The 21419-nt window shown below is 41.0% G+C and carries 20 protein-coding genes, 2 tRNA genes, 1 rRNA gene and 1 riboswitch; of the genes, 22 read left to right on the top strand and 1 reads right to left on the bottom strand.

Annotation, left to right across the window (positions count from 1 at the left end; translation table 11 throughout):
* Window positions 1-4 precede the first annotated feature (4 nt).
* From RHS_RS18625 to RHS_RS18590, 8 genes are all read left to right on the top strand, one after another.
* The gene (locus RHS_RS18625; RefSeq protein ID WP_047834031.1) at window positions 5-1789 is read left to right on the top strand and encodes a sensor histidine kinase; all 1785 of its coding nucleotides are present in this window, start codon (window positions 5-7) and stop codon (window positions 1787-1789) included.
* Window positions 1790-1803: 14 nt separating this feature from the next.
* Entirely contained in the window at window positions 1804-3417 is a 1614-nt protein-coding gene (locus tag RHS_RS18620) for a response regulator (protein ID WP_027296426.1), read from the top strand.
* 149 nt (window positions 3418-3566) lie between these two features.
* The gene (locus RHS_RS18615) at window positions 3567-4883 is read left to right on the top strand and encodes a sugar ABC transporter substrate-binding protein (RefSeq protein WP_044297851.1); all 1317 of its coding nucleotides are present in this window, start codon (window positions 3567-3569) and stop codon (window positions 4881-4883) included.
* A 105-nt stretch (window positions 4884-4988) separates the two neighbouring features.
* Complete coding sequence (locus RHS_RS18610) at window positions 4989-5888, top strand: carbohydrate ABC transporter permease (RefSeq protein WP_047834030.1); 900 nt, start codon at window positions 4989-4991, stop codon at window positions 5886-5888.
* Window positions 5889-5901: 13 nt separating this feature from the next.
* Window positions 5902-6729, top strand: a complete 828-nt coding sequence (locus RHS_RS18605) for a carbohydrate ABC transporter permease (protein WP_027296429.1) — start codon at window positions 5902-5904, stop codon at window positions 6727-6729.
* 59 nt (window positions 6730-6788) lie between these two features.
* Window positions 6789-7967, top strand: coding sequence for a glycoside hydrolase family 88 protein (locus tag RHS_RS18600; protein WP_047834029.1), 1179 nt, complete (start codon window positions 6789-6791; stop codon window positions 7965-7967).
* A gap of 82 nt (window positions 7968-8049) precedes the next feature.
* Entirely contained in the window at window positions 8050-9417 is a 1368-nt protein-coding gene (locus RHS_RS18595; protein ID WP_047834028.1) for a sulfatase, read from the top strand.
* Window positions 9418-9463: 46 nt separating this feature from the next.
* Entirely contained in the window at window positions 9464-10972 is a 1509-nt protein-coding gene (locus RHS_RS18590) for a sulfatase-like hydrolase/transferase (protein ID WP_047834027.1), read from the top strand.
* An 80-nt stretch (window positions 10973-11052) separates the two neighbouring features.
* On the opposite strand, the gene RHS_RS18585 is transcribed toward RHS_RS18590, so the two are convergent.
* A complete protein-coding gene (locus RHS_RS18585) occupies window positions 11053-11232 on the bottom strand; it encodes a hypothetical protein (protein WP_027296433.1) in 180 nt (59 codons plus the stop codon).
* A gap of 143 nt (window positions 11233-11375) precedes the next feature.
* Here RHS_RS18585 and RHS_RS18580 point away from each other — a divergent pair, with 143 nt between their 5' ends.
* The 14 genes from RHS_RS18580 to RHS_RS18515 all read left to right on the top strand — a co-directional run.
* Window positions 11376-12272, top strand: a complete 897-nt coding sequence (locus RHS_RS18580; RefSeq protein WP_047834026.1) for a helix-turn-helix domain-containing protein — start codon at window positions 11376-11378, stop codon at window positions 12270-12272.
* A 115-nt stretch (window positions 12273-12387) separates the two neighbouring features.
* Window positions 12388-12508, top strand: a riboswitch (FMN riboswitch).
* 120 nt (window positions 12509-12628) lie between these two features.
* Window positions 12629-13255 (top strand): ECF transporter S component, encoded by a 627-nt coding sequence (locus RHS_RS18575; protein WP_027296466.1) that lies wholly within the window; start codon window positions 12629-12631, stop codon window positions 13253-13255.
* Window positions 13256-13394: 139 nt separating this feature from the next.
* On the top strand, window positions 13395-14003 hold the full coding sequence (locus tag RHS_RS18570; protein WP_027296467.1) for an NUDIX hydrolase: 609 nt from the start codon (window positions 13395-13397) through the stop codon (window positions 14001-14003).
* 43 nt (window positions 14004-14046) lie between these two features.
* Complete coding sequence (locus tag RHS_RS18565) at window positions 14047-14556, top strand: YcxB family protein (protein WP_047834025.1); 510 nt, start codon at window positions 14047-14049, stop codon at window positions 14554-14556.
* A 1-nt stretch (window position 14557) separates the two neighbouring features.
* Window positions 14558-14980: a tRNA (adenosine(37)-N6)-threonylcarbamoyltransferase complex ATPase subunit type 1 TsaE gene (gene tsaE, locus RHS_RS18560; protein ID WP_047834024.1), complete on the top strand. Its 423-nt coding sequence runs from the start codon at window positions 14558-14560 to the stop codon at window positions 14978-14980.
* 35 nt (window positions 14981-15015) lie between these two features.
* Window positions 15016-15735 carry a tRNA (adenosine(37)-N6)-threonylcarbamoyltransferase complex dimerization subunit type 1 TsaB gene (gene tsaB / locus RHS_RS18555; RefSeq protein ID WP_027296471.1) on the top strand — a complete coding sequence of 240 codons (720 nt, stop codon included), beginning with the start codon at window positions 15016-15018 and terminating at the stop codon, window positions 15733-15735.
* Entirely contained in the window at window positions 15728-16162 is a 435-nt protein-coding gene (gene rimI, locus RHS_RS18550) for a ribosomal protein S18-alanine N-acetyltransferase (RefSeq protein ID WP_395022930.1), read from the top strand. The genes tsaB and rimI overlap by 8 nt, the downstream gene beginning before the upstream one ends.
* Window positions 16163-16321: 159 nt before the next feature.
* On the top strand, window positions 16322-16546 hold the full coding sequence (locus RHS_RS18545; protein ID WP_027296473.1) for a hypothetical protein: 225 nt from the start codon (window positions 16322-16324) through the stop codon (window positions 16544-16546).
* 230 nt (window positions 16547-16776) lie between these two features.
* Window positions 16777-17688, top strand: coding sequence for a ribonuclease Z (locus tag RHS_RS18540; RefSeq protein ID WP_027296474.1), 912 nt, complete (start codon window positions 16777-16779; stop codon window positions 17686-17688).
* 186 nt (window positions 17689-17874) lie between these two features.
* Window positions 17875-18900 carry a tRNA (adenosine(37)-N6)-threonylcarbamoyltransferase complex transferase subunit TsaD gene (tsaD, locus tag RHS_RS18535; protein ID WP_027296475.1) on the top strand — a complete coding sequence of 342 codons (1026 nt, stop codon included), beginning with the start codon at window positions 17875-17877 and terminating at the stop codon, window positions 18898-18900.
* Window positions 18900-19601: a 2-C-methyl-D-erythritol 4-phosphate cytidylyltransferase gene (ispD, locus tag RHS_RS18530; RefSeq protein ID WP_047834023.1), complete on the top strand. Its 702-nt coding sequence runs from the start codon at window positions 18900-18902 to the stop codon at window positions 19599-19601. Before tsaD ends, ispD begins: the two co-directional genes overlap by 1 nt.
* A 747-nt stretch (window positions 19602-20348) precedes the next feature.
* Window positions 20349-20434: transfer RNA gene (locus RHS_RS18525), tRNA-Ser, on the top strand.
* Window positions 20435-20487: 53 nt separating this feature from the next.
* Window positions 20488-20576 (top strand) — tRNA-Ser (locus RHS_RS18520).
* A gap of 264 nt (window positions 20577-20840) precedes the next feature.
* Window positions 20841-21419, top strand: a 16S ribosomal RNA gene (locus tag RHS_RS18515); the annotation flags it as partial.

Raw genomic sequence — 21419 nt, 5'->3', positions numbered from 1 at the left:
GTGTATGAAAAACAATTGGAAAGAACAGATCTTAGGCAAGACCATTAAAGCCCGCCTCATCCGTTATAACTTATGTATCGTCAGTACAATTGCCCTGTTTTCCTGTATTTGCAGTTATCTGATTTCCAGCAGAAATGCCAGAGAGATAGCGGTTACCGCACTGGAGCATGAAGTGGAAGGCTTTGCGGGACTCTTTGGCATGGGATATGAAGAAATGATGAATATTGTTCTGAATTGTGCGGAACGAAGTACCATGAATCTTGGGATGCTGGATCTTGAAGCATCTGCCAGGAACAGAAAAGAAGCTATGAATTACACCAGGACGATCAGTGATTACTGTGCAGTTTCAGGCTATGGTGAATATATTGCAAAATTGATGGTGTTAAACGAGCAGAATGATTTTGTCCAGGCAGGATATGAGCCGGGCAGCAGCAATGATCCACAGGCACTTAGATCGGCTGACTGGTTTGCAGGTGAATTATCCAAGTCTACAGAACTGTATGTCCTGGATATGGTAGATTCGCCCTTTTGGGGAGGAAAAAGTGAAAAACTGCTGCCTCTTTTAAGAAAAGTAAATAATAATTCATCCTACAGCGGGGATGGCTGGGTATTTCTGGGCATTTCGGCAAAATTATTTCGGGATGCCTTAAAAGAAGTGCAGCATGAGAACCGCATAGCAGTAGTGACAGCCACGGGAAAGACGGTGGCTGCAGTGAATGAAAAGAGCGTCGGGGAGGACGAAGCATTTATCCGGATGCTGTTACAGCAGGGATCCGGAAAAGATACTTTCCGAATGAAGATGAATGGAGAAAAATGCATGGTTTCTTATGTCAGGAATCCAAAGAGCGGGATTCTGGTATACGAGATTCTGCCATTGCACAGGGTAGTCAACAACAGTTTTATGATTCTGATGATCATCCTGCTGATTTTCACCTCCTGCATCAGCATTGGAATGGTTCTTTCCTCATTCTTTACCAAACGTATTAACGAACCAATAGATAAACTGGTATCCCATATACGACTGCTGTCACACGGGGATTTCACAGTAGATCCTAAGATTGAAAGTGAGGATGAGATAGGTACCATTGGGAAAGGTGTCAACCATATGGCCGCAAAGATAGAAGAGCTGGTGGATATGAAGGTAGAAAGTGAAAAAGAGAAGAAGAATCTGGAGATTAAGATGCTGCAGGCACAGATTAACCCTCATTTTCTGTACAACACCCTGGACTCTATCCGGTGGATTGCAATCATTCAGAAAAACAGCGGCATTGTGAAAGTGGTTACCTCGCTGTCATCTTTGCTTAAAAATATGGCTAAAGGATTTAATGAGAAGATAACATTAAAGCAGGAGCTGGATTTTCTGGCTGACTATATCGTAATCGAGAAGGTGCGGTATGTGGAACTGTTCGATGTGGAGATCGATGTGGAACCAAAAGAGCTGTATCAGGCGAAAATAGTCAAACTGACCCTTCAGCCCCTTGTAGAAAATGCCATATTCTCAGGGATAGAGCCCAGCGGAAGAAATGGTCTGGTACAGATAAAGGCGGTAAAGAAGGGGCAGGATCTGTGCATTACGGTGAGAGATAATGGAATCGGAATGGATAAAGAAAAAGCAAAGCAGCTGTTAAAAGATACAGAAACGGTGAAAAGCAGTTCCATGAGCGGCATTGGACTGCCAAATGTGGATCGAAGAATGAAACTTGTATATGGGGAATCTTACGGACTTTCCATACAAAGTGAACCGGGGCAATACACACAGATTACCGTGATGCTGCCTTTAGAAATGTAAGAGGGAGATAAAGAATGTACCGTGTGATGATAGTAGATGATGAGCCATTAATCCTGGCAGGGGTAACATCATTAATTGAATGGGAAGATTACAATTGCATCATTGCTGGAAAGGCAACAAATGGACAGAACGCACTGGAGCAGATTGCAGAAATTAATCCGGATATCATAATAACGGATATTAAAATGCCGGCCATGGATGGAATTGAATTGATGAAAAGATGCCGGGAAGCAAAAAGCCAGGCAGCATTTATTATTTTAACAAATCTGGAAGAATTCAGCCTGGCTAAGCAGGCGGTGAAGTTTGGAGCAACGGATTATCTGGTTAAAATAGAGCTGACGGAAGATACACTGGCTGAAAGTCTGAAACGTGCGGTCAGGGAATGTGAGAAAAACAGGGCAGCAGGCAGCAGTCCGGAAAATGTCGGGAAAGATACGATACATATGCAGCAGAACTGTGAAAGTTTATTCCGGAAATTATTATTGGAAGAAACGTTGGAAGAAAGAGACGGTGAATACCAAAATCTGATGGCGGATTATAATACTCCGGTTATGATACTTTTGCGTATGAATAATTCCAGTTCCTACTTTCAGGAGTCATTTTCCGAAAAAGACCGAAAAAAAGCAATGTCCTATACAGAAAATATTTTAAAAGAAATGGTAAAGCGCTTCTTTCGCTTCTCCAGTATTCTGGAATGGGAAGAGACCGGATTTTTAATGATTGTTTCGGGTGGGGATGCACAGGAAACTAAAAATAAGATTACCCAGATGTGTCAGAAGATGATTTCCGTAGTAGAAGATTACTTTGGGATGCAGACAGTGGCAGCTGTTACGGCTGCGGCAGAAGATATCCATGGGCTTCCCGGATATCTGCCCCAGCTGGAAAGATGTATGGAGGCTTACTATTACCAAATGCAGTCACCGGTTATTTTTTACCGTGACGATCTGCAGACTTATCAGGAACAGAACCGGAATTTTGACATCACCTTTCTGAAAAAAGATATGACACTTGCCCTGGGACAAAATGACAGCGTCAGAGTAAAAGAAATTATCAGCCAGTTGATTAGTCTGTTCCGGGAATTTACGCCGGCGCGGAAACAGGCAGTCAATGCCTGTATTAATCTATATACATTTGTAGTACCATTTTACGAGGGGACAGAAGAAATTCCGGGAGGAAAGTTTCCAGATACGATGCAGATGGCTGAAAAGCTGAAACGCATTGGGAGCCTTCACGATATTCTCATGTGGCTGGAAACTTTTGGCGATAAAATCTGTCAGGTCATGGAGGGGCGGGCATCCGGGAAATCGGATCGCGTTATTGAAAGGATCCGCCGCTATGTGACAGAACATTATCAGGAAAAGCTAACACTTGCCATGGCGGCAGAAGCAACCGGAATCAGTCAGGGATATTTAAGCAGTATCTTTAAAAAGCAGACCGGAAGCAATTTTACGGATTATGTGGCCTGGATTAAAATTGAGAAGGCAAAAGACCTGATTCAGGAACACCAATATATGATGTATGAGATTTCCGATATGCTGGGATTTGAAAATCCTTATTACTTCAGCAAGGTATTTAAAAAAGTGACGGGCATTACACCGAAGGAATATGAAAATAGTGCAAGGATCTGAAGATAGTAATATTTTTTTTCCAGACCAGTGTAAGATAGTAATAGAAATATAGGGATCTTCCATTTAATCCGGGACTTGAATTTGTTATATTAGTCTCAAGGATAAAGCAGTGAGTTAAACATTATCCATAAGAAAGGGAGGTTTCTAGTATGAGATTCAAAAAGGCAGCAGCAGTAGTTCTGGCATCTGCGATAGCAGTGACTGCATTTACCGGATGCGGCAATAAGGCGGCAGATACATCCAACGAAAAAACAGCAAGTGAAAACGCCAAAGAGGGGACAAAGAAAAAGTTAACGGTTACCACCTGGGATAACGACATCTCACCCCAGTTTCGGCTTGCCGTGGAAACATTTCAGGAGAAATACCCGGATGTAGAAGTGGAAATTATAGATACTGCTGCAAATGAATATAACAACAAGCTGACCGTAATGCTGGCAAGCGGGGATGCTGACCCGGATATAATCTTTGTAAAAGATATGGGCTCCCAGTTGTCCATGCAGGCTAAGGGACAAATCCTAAATCTGGATGAATACATCAAGAAAGATAACCTGGACATGTCAATTTATAATAATACGGCGGAGAAACTTCAGATTGACGGAAGTTATTATACACTTCCTTATCGCTCAGACTGGTATGTTTTATTTTATAATAAAGATCTCTTTGACAAAGCAGGTGTTCCTTATCCATCCAATGATATGACCTGGGATGAATACGAAGATCTGGCAGGGAAGATGACTAGCGGAGAAGGAAGTGAGAAAGTATTCGGAACCCATAACCATATATGGATGGGGCTGGTTTGTAACTGGGCATTACAGGATGGAAAACATACTCTGGTTGCGGATGACTATTCTTTCTTAAAACCATATTACGAGCAGGCTCTTCGTATGCAGGATGAGGGAGTTATTCAGAATTATGCGACCCTTAAGACCGGCAACCTGCACTATACCAGCGTCTTCCAGCAGCAGCAGTGTGCGATGATGCCCATGGGAACCTGGTTTATAGCCAACATGATTCAGGCACAGAAATCGGGAGAGACAAATTTTAACTGGGGATTTGCCACCATACCACATCCAAAGGATGTAGAAGCAGGAAATTCCGTGGGTGCTGTTACTCCAATTGCAATCAATGCAAAAACCGATGAGCCTGATCTGGCATGGGAGTTTGTAAAATGTGCCACAAGCGGTCAGACAGCGGAAAAACTGGCGGAAAATGGAATGCTTACTGCAGTTCAGAATGATGCAATTATGGATAAACTGGTATCCACAGATGGATTTCCAAAAGACTGTAAGGATGCACTTACGTTAAAAGGCATGGTCTTTGACCGCCCCCTGGATAAAAATATCGAAGCAATCCGTAAAGCCATTGAAGAAGAACATGATCTGATCATGATCGGTGAGCAGGATGTGGATACCGGACTGGCACATATGGCAGAGCGCGTAAAAGAAGTGAAGGAAAATAATAAATAAACAAATAACAACCAAATATGGAAAGGGCATCTGAATACTGGGAAATCCCCTGTTTTCAGAGAGCCCTTATATTTTGAAACTTTTTTGGGAAAAGGGGGAAAAAAGATGCAATTAACAATGAAACAAAAGCGCAAAATTAAGAATAATCTGGTAGGATATTCTTTTATTTTACCTAATTTTATCGGCTATTTTATTTTTATTTTCATACCTGTGTGCTTCTCTTTTGTACTGAGTGTGATGGAATGGGACGGGGCGGCTTCTCCGATGAAGTTTGTTGGATTAGAGAATTTTTCAAGACTTTTATCGGACAGCACCTTTTTAATATCATTGAAAAACACCGTACTCTATGCTATCGGAACGGTGCCGTTAACCGTAGCGGCGGCCCTTTTAATCGCGGTGCTTTTAAATAGTAAAATAAAGGGAATTGTGATATTCAGAACCGCATTCTTCTTCCCGTATATCGCATCTTTAGTAGCGGTAGGAGCGGTATGGAACATGCTTTTTCAACCTGATTTCGGTCCAATAAATGAAATGCTGAAAGTAATCGGACTTACAAACCCGCCAAGATGGGTAGCATCTACCGTGTGGGCACTTCCGGCAATTATTATTGTCAGTATATGGAAATACATGGGATATTACATGATTGTATATCTGGCGGCGCTGCAGGGAATATCAAAGGAAATGTACGAAGCAGCCAGCCTGGATGGCGCTACGGGTTGGAAAAAGCTTCGTTATATCACCATTCCGATGCTGAAGCCTACCACATTTTTCGTAGTAATGATGCTTACGATCCAGTGCTTTAAAGTATTTGACCTAATATATGTAATGACTCAGGGCGGGCCGGGCAGGTCGACGAATGTACTGGTAAACCATATCTATAATGCGGCGTTTGTAGAGTTTAAGTTCGGATATGCCAGTTCCAGTGCAATCATACTATTTGCAATTGTTCTGGTTGTAACTCTGGTTCAGTTCAGAGGTGAAAAGAAGTTCACCAGCTATATGTAGAGGAGGAAGTAAGATGGAGAATCAAAGTAATAAGAAAAAAATAGCAGTTTATGCAGGACTCACTCTACTGGCAGTGATTATGATTATCCCTTTTTACTGGATGCTGATTTCTTCCGTAAAGTTAAATAAAGATGTCTTCAGCATACCGATGAAGTGGATTCCGGAAAGTTTTCAATGGGAAAACTACAGGCAGATATGGGATAAAATACCTCTGCTGACATTCTTTAAAAACTCCATCAAGCTGACGGTCATTACCACGTTAATTCAGTTGGCAACCAGCTGTTTTGCGGCATATGGCTTTGCGAAAATGGAATTTAAGGGAAGAGATGTTTTATTTTTAATTTATGTGACCACCATAGCTGTTCCGTGGCAGGTATACATGGTTCCCCAGTTTACCTTAATGTCAAAAATGGGGCTGAATAACACACATGTGGGATTGATTATGCTGCAGGCATTTTCTGCATTCGGGGTATTTCTGATGCGTCAGTTTTATATGAGTATCCCAAGAGAATTATCAGAGGCTGCCAGAATCGATGGATTGGGGGAATACCGCATATTTGCCAGAATCTGTCTTCCATTGGCAAAACCGGGTATCGCAACGCTGGTTATTTTTACCTTTGTCAATGTATGGAATGACTTTATGGGGCCATTGATTTATTTAAACAGTACAGAACTGAAGACGATCCAGCTTGGTATCCGTATGTTTATATCACAGTATGCAGCAGATTATGCCTTAATAATGGCAGCATCCGTATGTGCACTGATTCCGGTGGTAATCATCTTTATTTTCTGCCAGAAATTCTTCGTAGAAGGAGTGGCGGCAAGCGGTATCAAAGGATAAAAATAGCAGAGAATGAATGAAATGGTGGAGAAGGAAAGAAATAGATAGAGGAGGAAACTATGGCGCAGACATTCGAAGCGTTACAAAATTATAAAAGCGTTACAAAGGAGCAGCTTACCACTGCAGTAGAAAATGCAGTATCCATTATAAAAGGAAACCTGACGGATTTTACCGGTCATTTTCAATCGCCTAATACATATCACGGTTTTTACGAGCAGACGGAAAATGTTGAGTGGACCACAGGGTTTTGGACCGGGGAAATCTGGCTGGCATACGAGTTTACCAAAGATCCTGCTTTAAAAAAAGCAGCAGAAATACAGGTTAGAAGCTTTCTGCACAGAATAGAAGAAAAGATTGATGTAAATTACCATGATATGGGATTTCTGTACAGCCTGTCCTGCGTGGCGGCAAATAAAATATGCGGAAACGAAGAAGGAAAACGTGCTGCGCTTTTAGCAGCAGACCACCTGGCATCACGCTACCGGGAAACAGGAGAATTTTTACAGGCCTGGGGAAATGTAGGTGATAAGGACAATTACAGGCTGATCATAGACTGCCTTTTAAATCTGCCGCTGTTATACTGGGCAACAGAAGTATCCGGAGAGGAACATTATGCGCAAAAAGCCGAAAAGCACATGGAGACAGCAATGAAATGCATTTTGCGAAAGGATCACTCCACCTACCATACTTATTTTATAAATCCGGAAACCGGGGAACCGGCATATGGGGTAACCCATCAGGGAAACCGCCATAATTCTGCATGGGCAAGAGGGCAGGCATGGGGAATTTATGGTGTGGCGCTGAGCTGCCGTTACCGGAAAAAAGAATCTTATTTAGAGATATTCCGAAGTGTTACAGACTATTTTCTGGAGCATCTGCCCCAGGACCTTATACCATACTGGGACTTTGATTTTGATACGGGAAGCCTGGAGCCCAGAGATTCTTCTGCAGCAGCAATTGCCGTCTGCGGCATTTATGAAATGGCTGATTATCTGGAAAAAGAAGAAGCAGAGAAATACTGCATGGCGGCAGACAAAATATTGTGTGCCCTGATAGAAAGATGCAGCGTTGTCAGTATCCGACAGTCTAACGGACTGCTGCTTCATGGAACCTATGCCAGAAGTTCCAATGAAAATACCTGCAAAAACAGAGGTGTGGATGAATGCAATACCTGGGGGGACTATTTTTATCTGGAAGCCCTCAGAAGAAAAAGCGGAGACTGGAATCCATATTGGTAGGAGCAGGTACCGGAAATTCATTAACCGGACTATTATTAAGGCAGTATCGCAGTCAGGCCTGCGATATGCAGGAGGAATAACTATGAATTTGATTTATATATTTGCAGACCAGTGGCGGTCTCATGCAGCGGGTTTTCAAAATGAAGACGCTGTGTGCACTCCGCATATCGATGCATTTGCTAAAGAAAGTGTGGTATGTTCCAATGCAGTAAGCACCTTTCCTTTATGTTCGCCTCACAGGGCATCTCTAATGACGGGAAAATATCCCTTCTGTACCGGGATGTGGACGAATTGCAAAACGGGACTGAGTGAAGTACTGATGCTAAAGCCCCAGGAAATATGTATTGGAAATGTATTAAAAGAAGCCGGTTATCAGACGGGATATATTGGAAAATGGCATTTGGATGCATCGGAAATGAATTTTAAGCTGCATCCGGATTCCGGGGCAAAAGACTGGGATGCGTATACGCCTCCGGGGGAACGCAGACAGGGATTTGACTTCTGGCTGTCCTATGGGGCAGATGACAACCATCTGGATCCACACTATTGGGATAACAGCGGACAGTTGATAAGACCTGGAAAATGGTCACCGGAATTCGAAACAGACCAGGCGCTTTCCTATTTGCAGAGTCACGCTGCCCAGGATCAGCCTTTCGCATTGTTTCTATCCTATAATCCGCCGCATCTGCCCTATGAACTGGTACCGGAGAAATATTTGAAGAAATACCGGAATATGCCCATAAACTTTCGGGAAAATGTGCCTTTGGAAAAGCGCACAAGGGAGCTTGAAAATATCACCAGACAGTATTATGCCGCAGTTACCGGAATTGATGACCAGTTTGGAAGAATACTGGCATTTTTAAAAGAAAATAACATGGAAGAAGATACCTTGCTGGTATTATCCGCTGACCATGGGGAAATGCTGGGATCCCATGGAAGAATGAGCAAGAATATCTGGTATGAAGAAGCCGTCAGCATACCGCTTCTGATGCGGCAAAAAGGAAATATTCCGGCAGGAGAGTACGGGGAAATATTTGCAAGCCCGGATCATATGCCTACGCTGCTGGGCTTGCTGGATATAGAAGTACCGGAAACCTGCCAGGGATATAATCATGCAAAGGACATCTGCAGTCAAACAACTGGGGCACCTGAACAGGCATTTTTATGTTCCTATCCGGGAATGCCTGAGCTGGTGCATGCTTTTGAAAAAGCGGGAATCAACCATAAATGCTATGGATGGAGGGGAATCCGGACAAAACGCTACACCTATGTGCGCAACAATGGATATATGCCGGGAGATTCCAAAGAAGTGTTTTTATATGACAATGAAAAAGACCCCTTTCAAATGCATCCTGTTTCAGAAAATGAAATAGAAAAAGAGATGCTGGAATATTTTCAGGAACAGTTGAGACGCTATTTAAATATAACAAAGGACCCGTTTTTGTGGTAAAGTAAAGATATCAATAAATGTGCCAAAAAGCAAAGGAGTGAGGATCATGAAACATAAAAAAGTAATCTTAATTATGACAGATACCCAAAGGACAGATATGCTGGGATGCTATGGCAATTCTGCCATGCATACGCCCAACCTGGACAGCCTGGCTGCCGAAGGAATGCTTTTTGAAAAAGCATATACCACCCAGCCGGTGTGCCAGCCGGCGCGGTCAGCTATATTTACCGGAAGTTATCCTCACTCCTGCGCAGGGTGGTCCAATTGTATGGGATTATCGGACAATGTTCAGAATATTGGGAAACGCCTGACAGATCAGGGGATACACAGCGCATATATTGGAAAGTGGCATTTGGATGGAGGCGATTACTTCGGGCTTGGTGTCTGCCCGGACGGATGGGATGAAGCGTATTGGTATGATATGCGCTGCTATTTAGAAGAACTTACAGAAGAGGAACGATATATTTCCAGGCAGGTGGAAAGTATCGAAAAATACAATATTAAAGAAGAATTTACATACGGGCACCGCTGCACAGACAGGGCAGTCGATTTCCTGAAAAATCATCAGGAAGAAGATTATTTCCTGGTAGTATCCTATGATGAACCTCACGGACCGCATTTGTGTCCACAAAAATATACGGACCTGTATAAAGATTACGAAATACCAAAGAAAAAGAATATGTATGACAACCTGGAGAACAAACCCGCCCACCATAGAATCTGGGCGGGGGATGAATACGGCAAAGCTGAAAAAGCCGATTTTCATCTCCGTCCCAAAGAGTTTCTGGGATGCAATACATTTGTAGATTTTGAAATCGGGCGTGTACTGGATGCCGTCAAGGAATATGCCCAAGACAGTATCATCATATACACGTCTGATCATGGGGATATGATGTACAGCCATTCCCTCACCGGAAAAGGACCTGCTATGTACGAAGAAATAACGCATATCCCCTTGTTAATTAAGGGATTTGGAAAAGGAAAAAACCAGAATCCTGTCTCACACATTAACCTGGCGCCCACAATCTTTGATATCATGGGTGTTCCAAAAACAAAGATGTTTGAAGGAAGCAGTATTTTGCCGGAATTATCAAATGACGGCATTAGAGTCAATGATTATATCTTCATGGAGTTTGGCAGATATGAAGTAGACCATGACGGCTTCGGAGGCTATCAGCCAGTGCGTGCCGCTTATGATGGACGCTACAAACTTGTGATTAATCTCATGGATACGGATGAGTTCTACGACTTAGAACTTGATCCCCAGGAAATGAATAACGAAATAAATAATCCGGATTTCGATATGGACAAAAGGCGGCTTCACAGAGCAATTCTGGATAAAATGTATGAGACCAGAGATCCTTTCAGAGGGTATTACTGGGAAAACAGACACTGGAATCCGGATACCACGTACCAGACCTGGGACAGCAGAAAAATGACCAGACAGCGTGAAAACGAAGAATACGAACCTCGTCAGCTGGATTATGGAACTGGATTGCCGATACAGAAGGCAGTAAGAGTCAAGGGAGAATCGGATGCAAAGTTTGCAGATTAAAAGCAGGCGCAGGCTGGGAAAGGTCAGATCTTTCGCAGCCTGCGCCTCAAATTATTTATCTGCCTGATTTTATGATTTTTTCAAAAACCCAGAGCTTTATTCGGGTTAGTAAAAAGAACAGTCCCATCAATATAATCATTCTGATTTACATTGCTTTCCTCCAACTGAATCGTATCAAGGTCTTTTTTGGTGACGGACTCCAATGCACCAGGGTGGCTGGCTGCATATATTTTCAGCTTTTTATATGTTTCAGAATACAAAACATCAACCCCTTTCTCTTTACTTTGACAGTCTTTTATAATATAATTATATTTGTAATTTTGTATTATAAATATAGAAATTAAGACAAAATATATAAAAATATAGCCAATAATTGATATTTAATATAAGAATGGTGATTGATATGCGAATAAAAATTAAAGAAAATCAACTTGAGGCAATAGAAGGAATTAACTCAGAATATCCGTATGTGTTACATCACGTAAATTTAGGTGATACAAAAGTCCCATGGCATTGGCATGAAGAATTAGAGTTTGTTTATGTGATAAATGGTAGTATAAAACTGAATACCACCGGTAAAAGCTATTATTTTCAAAAAAATGAAGCCTTTTTTATAAATGCAAATGTCTTATGTACAATGGAGAACGTAAACAATGGACAGCCAGGGATTATAGATTCGCATTTATTTCATTCGGTTTTTTTAAGCGGGCATTTTAAAAGTATCTTTGAAACAAAATATGTAGAACCCGTCCTGCAGAACAAAAAGCTGGAGATTTTAGCAATACGGGGAGAAAATACCAGGCAGCATGACATTTTGGCAAAACTAAGAAAAGTTTCCTACCTGCAAAAAAAAGAGAATTCAGAATTTCAGACAAGAAATCTCTTCTCAGATATATGGATTCTTTTGCTGGATGAAATTCAAAACCTGGAACGTATGGACTTGCCTGCGAAACAATACAGTCAGGAGAGGATACAATCCATGATGTCTTACATACAACAAAATTACCAGAATAAAATATCCTTAGAGGACATAGCCTCATCTGCTTCAGTCAGTAAAAGAGAATGCCTTCGTTGTTTTCAAATCAGCATTCATAAAACGCCATTTGCCTATCTGATGGATTACCGAATTGAAATGGCTGAAAAGCTCTTAAAAACCACTGATTTGTCTGTTATTGATATTGCGCTGCAGACAGGGTTTTCAAATGGAGCTTATTTTGGAATGATTTTTAAAAAGAATTGCGGAATAACTCCGGGAGAGTACAGGAAGAAATTTAGCTTAGATGATTTCATTAAAAATTAATCGAAAAATTGACTATAGCAATCCGTATGATTTGAACACACTTGTTTTCACCAACACTCCAAAAAGCACTTGATTATTGCCCTGTATTGAGTTATAATAAATAAAACTAAACAAGGAAATTCTTCGGGGCAGGGTGTAATTCCCTACCGGCGGTATAGTCCGCGACCCACAGTAAAAGTGGCTGAATTGGTGAGATTCCAATACCGACAGTAAAGTCTGGATGAGAGAAGAAAAATGCGTGTTTTATAATTCATAATATTAATGCGCGAAGACCCCCGAATACAAATGTATTCGGCTTTTTTATTTTCTACCGGAATTTTCCTTTTAAAATTTAAATGAAAAAGGAGAGATGAACAATGAGCTCAAACACAAATGTGGTGGGAAGGACCACCGGAAGAACAAACTTAAAGACAATGGTACAGATAGGTATGCTGGGAGCGATATCCGTCGTTCTGATGATGTTTGAAATACCCCTTTGGTTTGCTCCAAGTTTTTATCAGATTGATTTAAGTGAAGTACCGGTTTTGATCGGTGCATTCGCCTTGGGACCTTTGGCAGGAGCAGTGATCGAACTGGTGAAAATTTTACTCCATTTTATAATGAAAGGCAGCAGCACAGCCGGAGTCGGGGATTTGGCAAACTTTTTAATAGGGTGTGCATTGATTGTTCCGGCAGGACTTGTCTATAAAAAAGTACGGTCAAGAAAGGGTGCCCTGATTGGGATGATCCTTGGCATTATCACCATGACAGCCATTGGAAGTTTAATGAATGTATTTATTCTTCTTCCGGTATATGCAAAAGCGTTCGGAATGCCGATGGATGCTCTGGTAGGAATGGGCAGTGCTTTGAATCCTGCTATTGATAATATTGCAACTTTTGCACTATTTATGGTAGTTCCATTCAACTTATTAAAAGGAATTATTGTTTCAGCAATTACATTTTTATTATACAGGTATATTAGTCCGATATTTAAGAAAAATTAGAGTGTTTTTTAATCCGTTACCCGGAAACGTATAAAAGCAGCAGAGAGTGAAATTCTATGAGAAAAGATTTCATTCTCTGTTTTTTTCTGCTATAATAGTGGAAAAAGATTTGAGCTTAGAAAAGTAATGGAGGACAATCATGAGCAGGATCAGGCATATTGATAAATTAACAGACAGCAGGCATTTAAATATGTATGAGCTGGAAGCCAGGAATCGTTTAGATAATCCGGTAGATTATTTTGTGGCATCCAGAGCTAAAGAAATAGAGGATTTAAAGATAAGTACCCACAACCTTAAGCCGGACGGAGTAATTATTTACAGCCTTTATGGAGAACAGAAGGATAAAGTGATTCTCGTACGCCAGTACCGTTATGCAATAGATGGATATATTTATGAGTTCCCGGCAGGACTTGTAGATCCCGGGGAGGATTACAAAATTGCGGGAGCCCGGGAATTAAAAGAAGAGACAGGTCTTGATTTTCATCCGGTAAACGTGGACGAGATGTATGAAAAACCATACTTCACCACAATCGGGATGACCGATGAGTGCTGTGCTTCTGTTTACGGATATGCAACCGGAAAAGTAAGTAAAGATGGATTAGAGGATAACGAGGACATTGAAGTGGTGATTGCAGACAGAGAAGAAGTAAGAAGAATTTTAAAAGAAGAACGAGTGGCGATTATGTGTGCATATATGCTGATGCATTTTCTGAAAGATGAGGACGATCCGTTTGCCTTTTTAAAATAAATATGATAAACTGATTCATACAAAAAGCAGGAGGCGGACGTATATGGAAGTGAAATTTGAGGTGAAAATGACGCAGAAAATCATGTATAATTTCCTGCTCAGTCACACATACAAAAGTTTCAGTGGAGTAGTGGGTGTGTTATTCGGCGCAGTGGCGCTTATTGTGTTTGCCGTGACGTTTGGAAAGGTGGAATCCTGGCAGAGTATACTATATCTGGTTTTTGGTGTCTGGTTTATACTCTATCTGCCTATAACACTTTATCTGCGGTCCGTCAAACAGGTAAAACTAAATCCGGTATTCAAAAAACCAATAACCTACATTTTAAATGATGAAGGAATTCAAACATTACAGGGTGATCAAAGTGCAGAACTCAAGTGGGAAGATCTGATCAAAGTGACGGAAACTAAATTGAGCCTTCTTGTATATACAGGAAAGAGGTACTCGTTTGTATTTCCAAAGGAATCCATTGGAGAACAGTACGAAGAATTACTGGAGTTAATTCAGGGACATGTAGATGCCGGAAAAATAAAGATAAAAAGCAGGTTGAAATAAGATGATCATAGAAACATGGAACGAAAAGGAGACTTTTGATGTTGGAAAGTCTCTTGGAGATAAAGCAGAGAAAGGTCAGATTTACACGCTGACCGGAGATCTTGGAGTAGGAAAGACCGTATTTACCAAGGGACTGGCTGAAGGACTGGAAATTACAGAGCCGATCAGCAGTCCGACATTTACCATTGTACAGATTTATGAAAGAGGGAGAATGCCCCTCTATCATTTTGATGTCTACCGCATAGGAGACGTTGAAGAGATGGAAGAGATCGGATATGAAGACTGTTTTTATGGAGACGGTGTCTGTCTCATCGAATGGGCAAATCTTATTGAGGAAATCCTGCCGGAAGATATCATACCGGTTACGATAGAAAAAGATCTGGAAAAAGGGTTCGACTACCGCCGTATAACAATCGGAGAATAGAGAAAAAGTACAATCAGTAATGAAGGAGGTATAAAATGAAAATATTAGCGATAGACAGTTCCGGGTTAGTTGCCTCCGTAGCTATTATTGAAGATGATAATATGTTGGCAGAGTATACCGTGAACTATAAAAAAACACATTCACAGACCCTGCTTCCCATGCTGGATGAAATAGGAAAGATGATCGATCTGGATCTTCAGACCATTGATGCAATAGCAGTTGCAGCAGGTCCAGGCTCTTTTACGGGGCTTAGAATCGGTTCCGCTACGGCAAAAGGATTAGGGCTGGCACTTAATAAACCATTAGTTTCCATTCCTACCGTAGATGGACTGGCATTTAATCTCTATGGCACAGATAAATTAATCTGCCCGTTGATGGATGCCAGAAGGAACCAGGTATATACAGGAATCTATGAGTTCGAGGGTAAAGAATTCAAGGTTGTTGAAGAGCAGATGGCAGTATCAGTTCAGGAAATAGTTGAAAAATTGAATAAATATGGCAGGGAAGTGATCTTCTTAGGGGATGGAGTGCCTGTCTATGCAGAGAAAATTGCAGAAATGATAACAGTTCCCTACTCATATGCACCGGCACATGTGAACAAACAGCGTGGCGCTGCAGTAGGTACGCTTGCCAGGGCCTACATTGAGGCAGGAATGCTGGAGAGTGCAGAAGAACATCAGCCGGACTACCTGCGGCTGTCCCAGGCTGAAAGGGAAAGGGCCCAGCAGGAAGAAGCGGCAAAAGAAAATGATTGATATACGCACAATGCAGTCGGAAGATTTGGATGCAGTTACTAAAATAGAACAGGAGACGTTCTCCATGCCCTGGTCAAAGGCAGGTTTTGCATCATCTCTGGCACAGAAAAATACGTTATATTTATGTGCGTTTTCAGATGGTGAACTGGCAGGTTATTGTGGTTTACTGCAGGTCCTGGATGAAGGGGAAATCACAAATGTTGCGGTAAAAAAATCTTTGCGGGGACAGAAAATAGCTTCCCGCCTTATGGATGAATTATTAAAAAAAGGCACCCTAAGGGGTATCTCCTTTTTTGTGTTGGAAGTACGAAAAAGTAACAGTGCGGCAATTCACTTGTATGAAAAATCCGGATTTACAAAAGCTGGAATTCGAAGAAATTTTTACGAGAAGCCAATAGAAGATGCAGTCATCATGAGTAAGCAGTGATGGTTGCTCTTTTTTTGGAAATTCATACAGCAATTACCACTATCTTTGATGTATATTTTTCGTTATAATGACTTATATAAAGTAATTACTGTATTTCATGCAGGAATATTTGTAATATGATATACGGTTCGCAACGTAGGAAAAGGGGAGGAAAAAAACATGAGACAAGCAAAAAAAATCTACTGCAATATGTGCGGAAAAGAATTTCACCTGGAAAACGAGATTGTGAAAGAAGGAATTCTATCGGTAGAGAAATGCTGGGGATATTTTTCAGAAAAAGATGGCGAGATCCATGAGCTTGATCTATGTGAAGAATGTTACAACAAGCTTATAAAACAGTTCAAAATCCCCGTTACCGTAAAAAAACAGAAAGAATTTGTGTAAAGTTACGTTTTTATCAAGGGGTTACATCTTGTTCCCGGCTTCTATCTGTGTTAAAATATACAATCAGATATTCAAAATATGATTTGGCTGTTTGAAAAAAGGAAAACTTATAAAAGAGCCAAGTGTAAAAGAAAATCGCTTTCACACTGCTGATTTGGGAATAGCACAAGCCTGCTTGCACTATTCATGGGTTATATTTGAAATAGATTTGAAAAAGAAGGGAAATTCAGATGTTAGATATATGTTTATTAGGAACCGGAGGGATGATGCCTCTTCCACGCAGATGGCTGACTGCCCTGATGGCAAGATATAACGGCAGCAGTATTTTAATTGACTGCGGAGAAGGAACCCAGATCGCAATTAAAGAAAAAGGGTGGAGTTTCAAACCGATAGATGTGATCTGCTTCACCCATTTCCATGGAGACCATATAAGCGGACTGCCGGGATTGCTGCTGACCATGGGAAATGCTGAAAGGAATGAGCCTTTAACATTAATAGGGCCTAAAGGCCTGGAAAGAGTCGTAAATGCATTGCGCGTAATTGCACCGGAACTGCCGTTTGAACTGCGTTTTTTGGAAATTACCAATCCGGAAGAAACATTTGAAATGAATGGATACCGAATCCGGGCTTTCCGGGTAAATCATAATGTTGTCTGCTATGGCTATTCAATTGAAATAGACAGGGCAGGCCGTTTTGACGTTACAAGGGCAAAAGAAAAGGAGATTCCAATGCCGTACTGGAGCCGTCTGCAAAAGGGAGAAACCATTGAAGCAGATGGCAAAATATATACACCGGACATGGTACTTGGTGAACCAAGAAAAGGGATAAAATTAACCTACTGTACAGATACGAGACCTGTAAAAGCAATTTCGGACAATGCGGCAGGCTCTGATTTATTCATCTGTGAAGGAATGTATGGAGAACCGGGCAAAGAACAAAAGGCAGTGGAGCACAAGCATATGACTTTCACTGAAGCAGCAAACCTTGCAAAAGAAGCTGGGGTGAAAGAACTGTGGCTAACACATTACAGCCCATCCCTGATCCACCCGGAAGAGTTCATGGGAGATGTTCAAAAAATATTTCCCAATGCCTATCCCGGAAAAGACTGCAAATCCGTAGAGCTGGACTTTGATGAAGAATAGTTGCGCAGGCAGGTGTGAACTTGTTCATTCTGCTTAATTAGAAATATTGTAAGTGGGATTACGATATTCATGCGGATGAGGCTGAAAGAAAATTGAGAAATCGAAAGGAAGCCACGCTGTGATTCTTTCGGCCTGTTTTATTTGTGGCAGTATTGCAGGCAAGCCTGTGATTTGAATGGTATAACAATGGAAAAAAAAGATGTATTCATATTAGCGATAGAAAGCTCCTGTGATGAAACAGCTGCATCGGTAGTAAAAAACGGAAGAGAAGTATTATCCAATATTATTTCATCTCAGATAGAATTACACAAACTCTACGGAGGGGTAGTTCCGGAAATAGCTTCAAGGAAACATATTGAAAAAATAAATCAGGTTATTGAAGAGGCTTTGGAAGAGGCAGAAATGACACTGGATGATATGGATGCGATAGGTGTCACGTATGGTCCGGGCCTTGTTGGCGCTCTTTTAGTGGGTGTGGCAGAAGCAAAAGCAATTAGCTATGCTAAAAAACTGCCGCTGGTAGGAGTGCATCATATAGAAGGTCATATTTCTGCAAATTATATAGAAAATCTGGATTTGGAACCACCGTTTATCTGTCTTGTAGTCTCAGGAGGGCATACACATCTGGTGGTTGTCAAAGATTATGGAAAATATGAAATCATTGGCAGAACAAGAGACGATGCAGCCGGTGAAGCATTTGACAAGGTAGCAAGAGCGATCGGGCTTGGTTATCCGGGAGGACCTAAAATAGATAAATTATCAAAAGAGGGTAATCCGGATGCAATAAAATTCCCCAAAGCACATGTGGCTGATGCGCCATATGATTTTAGTTTCAGTGGTTTAAAATCATCCGTTCTAAACTATATCAACGGATGTAAAATGAAAAATGAAACCATCATAGAAGCGGATGTTGCGGCGTCATTTCAAAAAGCAGTTACAGAAGTCCTGGTAGAACATGCCATGATGGCCGTTAAAGAGTACGGATATGACAAATTTGCTATTGCAGGAGGGGTAGCTTCTAATACAACTCTTAGAAGAGCAATGGAAGAGGCATGCAGAAATAATGGCATTCGATTCTATCACCCATCACCTGTTTTCTGTACCGATAATGCAGCTATGATAGGTGTAGCGGCTTATTATGAGTTTATCCAGGGTACGAGACATGGATTAGATCTGAATGCAGTTCCAAATCTCAAATTAGGAGAACGATAATGGGGCAGGAAAAAAATGTAGCGGTGGTACTTTGTGCTGGACGTGGAACAAGAATGAACAGTGAAGTACAAAAACAATATCTACTTATAAAAGGGAAACCGGTGGTTTATTATTCTTTAATTGCCTTTGAAAAGTGCCCGTTCATTGATGAAATCGTATTGGTTACAGGAAAAGAAGAAATAGAATATTGCAGGCATGAAATAATAGAAAAGTATAATCTGAAAAAAGTGAAGTCAATCGTAGCAGGCGGAAAAGAGCGCTGTCATTCTGTGTTTGAAGGTTTAAAAGCAATCGGATGTTGTGATTACGTATATATACATGACGGGGCAAGGCCTTTTATTGATCAGGAACTGCTGCAGCGCGCCTGTGATTCAGTGCGCATACATAAAGCATGTGTAGTCGGTATGCCGGTAAAAGATACCATCAAAATCAGCGGGCAGGATGGCTTTGCAGATCACACCCCTGACCGATCGAAGCTATGGATGGTACAGACACCCCAGGTATTCCAATATTCTCTGGTATACCAGGCATATGATAAAATCATGAAATATCCCGGGATTCAAGTGACAGATGATGCTATGGTTGTGGAGCAAATGGGACAGGCAAAGATAAAACTGGTAGAAGGTTCCTATAAGAATATTAAGATAACTACGCCGGAAGATCTGGAAATTGCAGAAATATTTGCAAAAGATAGAGCTTAAAGAATACAATTGAATTAGAAATTAGAAATTAGAAATTAGAAATTAGAAATTAGAAATTAGAAATTAGAAATTAGAAATTAGAAATTAGAAATTAGAAATTAGAAATTAGAAATTAGAAATTAGAAATTAGAAATTAGAAATTAGAAACTATAAACTATAAATAAGAAATTGGAAATTAGAGCTTGAAACTATAAATTAGAAACTAGAAGCTATAAATTAGAAATTGGAAATTAGAGCTTGAAACTATAAATTAGAAATTAGAGCTTAGAAACTAGAATTTAGAGTTTAGAGCTTAGAAGCAAGACCTTAGAATTTAGAAGTTTAGCCTGGAATTTAGACTTTCATGCGTATGTATCATGAATTTACAGAAGCGGATATAACAATAAACGTTTTTTTATTGAGCCTGACAGTAAAGAGTAAATTTGAAAAAGTAATCATATTATATTAGGCAATGAGAAATGACTCCAAACAAAAAATCACAACAGACAACTGAATATTTTTTGATTATTGGGTTATAATTCTTTCGAATGTATTTTACAGAGAATCATAATTTGATAAATACAATTGAAAAAATTTCATGATTTATATGCAGGACACCCAGAAAAAGGATGGGTATGAAGGTCAAAATGTGCCTAAAATGCTTAGTTTTTGAAACAAATGAAAAATTTCAAAAAATTTTGAAATAGTTATTGACAGAATTTAGCTTTAATGGTAGAATACTTCTTGCACTGAGGTGTGCAAACAACTGGAGAGGTATCGAAGTGGTCATAACGAGGCGGTCTTGAAAACCGTTTGTCCGAAAGGGCGCGTGGGTTCGAATCCCACCCTCTCCGCTGAAAACATATAATTGTTTTCTAATTAATTTATGCAATAGTCGATTCAGCCAGGAGAAGTACCCAAGCGGCTGAAGGGGCTCCCCTGGAAAGGGAGTAGGTCGTTAATAGCGGCGCGAGGGTTCAAATCCCTCCTTCTCCGTTGTCAGCGAAAAAGCTTACAAAAAACTTTAAAAAAGTTGTTGACAAGCTTTTACAAATATGGTAATATTTAAAAGCTGACTTACAGAAACAAAATAAGACAAAGTTAGACAGAACCTTGATAATTGAACAGTGAAACAACCTTGAAAGATTCTATTAAAAGAGATTTCAAAATCAAGAACCGTATCAGAAATGATACAACCTTAAAACAGTAATAAAGGGATAAAATTAGCTAGTAGTTGATTTTTGAACTAAGATCAAAACTTTATTTGAGAGTTTGATCCTGGCTCAGGATGAACGCTGGCGGCGTGCTTAACACATGCAAGTCGAGCGAAGCATTAAAACCGATTTCTTCGGATTGAAGTTCTAATGACTGAGCGGCGGACGGGTGAGTAACGCGTGGGTGACCTGCCTCATACAGGGGGATAACAGACAGAAATGTCTGCTAATACCGCATAAGCGCACAGTGCTGCATGGCACAGTGTGAAAAACTCCGGTGGTATGAGATGGACCCGCGTCTGATTAGCTAGTTGGTAAGGTAACGGCTTACCAAGGCGACGATCAGTAGCCGGCCTGAGAGGGTGAACGGCCACATTGGGACTGAGACACGGCCCAAACTCCTACGGGAGGCAGCAGTGGGGAATATTGCACAATGGGGGAAACCCTGATGCAGCGACGCCGCGTGAAGGAAGAAGTATTTCGGTATGTAAACTTCTATCAGCAGGGAAGAAAATGACGGTACCTGACTAAGAAGCCCCGGCTAACTACGTGCCAGCAGCCGCGGTAATACGTAGGGGGCAAGCGTTATCCGGATTTACTGGGTGTAAAGGGAGCGTAGACGGCA

It is taken from the genome of Robinsoniella sp. RHS, assembly GCF_001029355.1.
GTDB classification, from domain to species: domain Bacteria; phylum Bacillota; class Clostridia; order Lachnospirales; family Lachnospiraceae; genus Robinsoniella; species Robinsoniella peoriensis.
Note: the sequence above shows the minus strand (reverse complement) of the source record. Positions and strands in the feature narration are given on the sequence as shown.

Bases quoted from the DNA above. Each gene is read 5' to 3' on its own strand.
- RHS_RS18625 (WP_047834031.1), top strand. From the start codon at position 5: ATGAAAAACAATTGGAAAGAACAGATCTTAGGCAAGACCATTAAAGCC.
- RHS_RS18540 (WP_027296474.1), top strand. From the start codon at position 16,777: ATGTTAGATATATGTTTATTAGGAACCGGAGGGATGATGCCTCTTCCA.
- RHS_RS18595 (WP_047834028.1), top strand. From the start codon at position 8,050: ATGAATTTGATTTATATATTTGCAGACCAGTGGCGGTCTCATGCAGCG.
- RHS_RS18570 (WP_027296467.1), top strand. From the start codon at position 13,395: ATGAGCAGGATCAGGCATATTGATAAATTAACAGACAGCAGGCATTTA.
- RHS_RS18565 (WP_047834025.1), top strand. From the start codon at position 14,047: ATGGAAGTGAAATTTGAGGTGAAAATGACGCAGAAAATCATGTATAAT.
- RHS_RS18545 (WP_027296473.1), top strand. From the start codon at position 16,322: ATGAGACAAGCAAAAAAAATCTACTGCAATATGTGCGGAAAAGAATTT.
- RHS_RS18620 (WP_027296426.1), top strand. From the start codon at position 1,804: ATGTACCGTGTGATGATAGTAGATGATGAGCCATTAATCCTGGCAGGG.
- RHS_RS18610 (WP_047834030.1), top strand. From the start codon at position 4,989: ATGCAATTAACAATGAAACAAAAGCGCAAAATTAAGAATAATCTGGTA.
- tsaE (WP_047834024.1), top strand. From the start codon at position 14,558: ATGATCATAGAAACATGGAACGAAAAGGAGACTTTTGATGTTGGAAAG.
- RHS_RS18615 (WP_044297851.1), top strand. From the start codon at position 3,567: ATGAGATTCAAAAAGGCAGCAGCAGTAGTTCTGGCATCTGCGATAGCA.
- tsaB (WP_027296471.1), top strand. From the start codon at position 15,016: ATGAAAATATTAGCGATAGACAGTTCCGGGTTAGTTGCCTCCGTAGCT.
- RHS_RS18600 (WP_047834029.1), top strand. From the start codon at position 6,789: ATGGCGCAGACATTCGAAGCGTTACAAAATTATAAAAGCGTTACAAAG.
- RHS_RS18590 (WP_047834027.1), top strand. From the start codon at position 9,464: ATGAAACATAAAAAAGTAATCTTAATTATGACAGATACCCAAAGGACA.
- RHS_RS18605 (WP_027296429.1), top strand. From the start codon at position 5,902: ATGGAGAATCAAAGTAATAAGAAAAAAATAGCAGTTTATGCAGGACTC.
- ispD (WP_047834023.1), top strand. From the start codon at position 18,900: ATGGGGCAGGAAAAAAATGTAGCGGTGGTACTTTGTGCTGGACGTGGA.
- rimI (WP_395022930.1), top strand. From the start codon at position 15,728: ATGATTGATATACGCACAATGCAGTCGGAAGATTTGGATGCAGTTACT.
- RHS_RS18575 (WP_027296466.1), top strand. From the start codon at position 12,629: ATGAGCTCAAACACAAATGTGGTGGGAAGGACCACCGGAAGAACAAAC.
- tsaD (WP_027296475.1), top strand. From the start codon at position 17,875: ATGGAAAAAAAAGATGTATTCATATTAGCGATAGAAAGCTCCTGTGAT.
- RHS_RS18580 (WP_047834026.1), top strand. From the start codon at position 11,376: ATGCGAATAAAAATTAAAGAAAATCAACTTGAGGCAATAGAAGGAATT.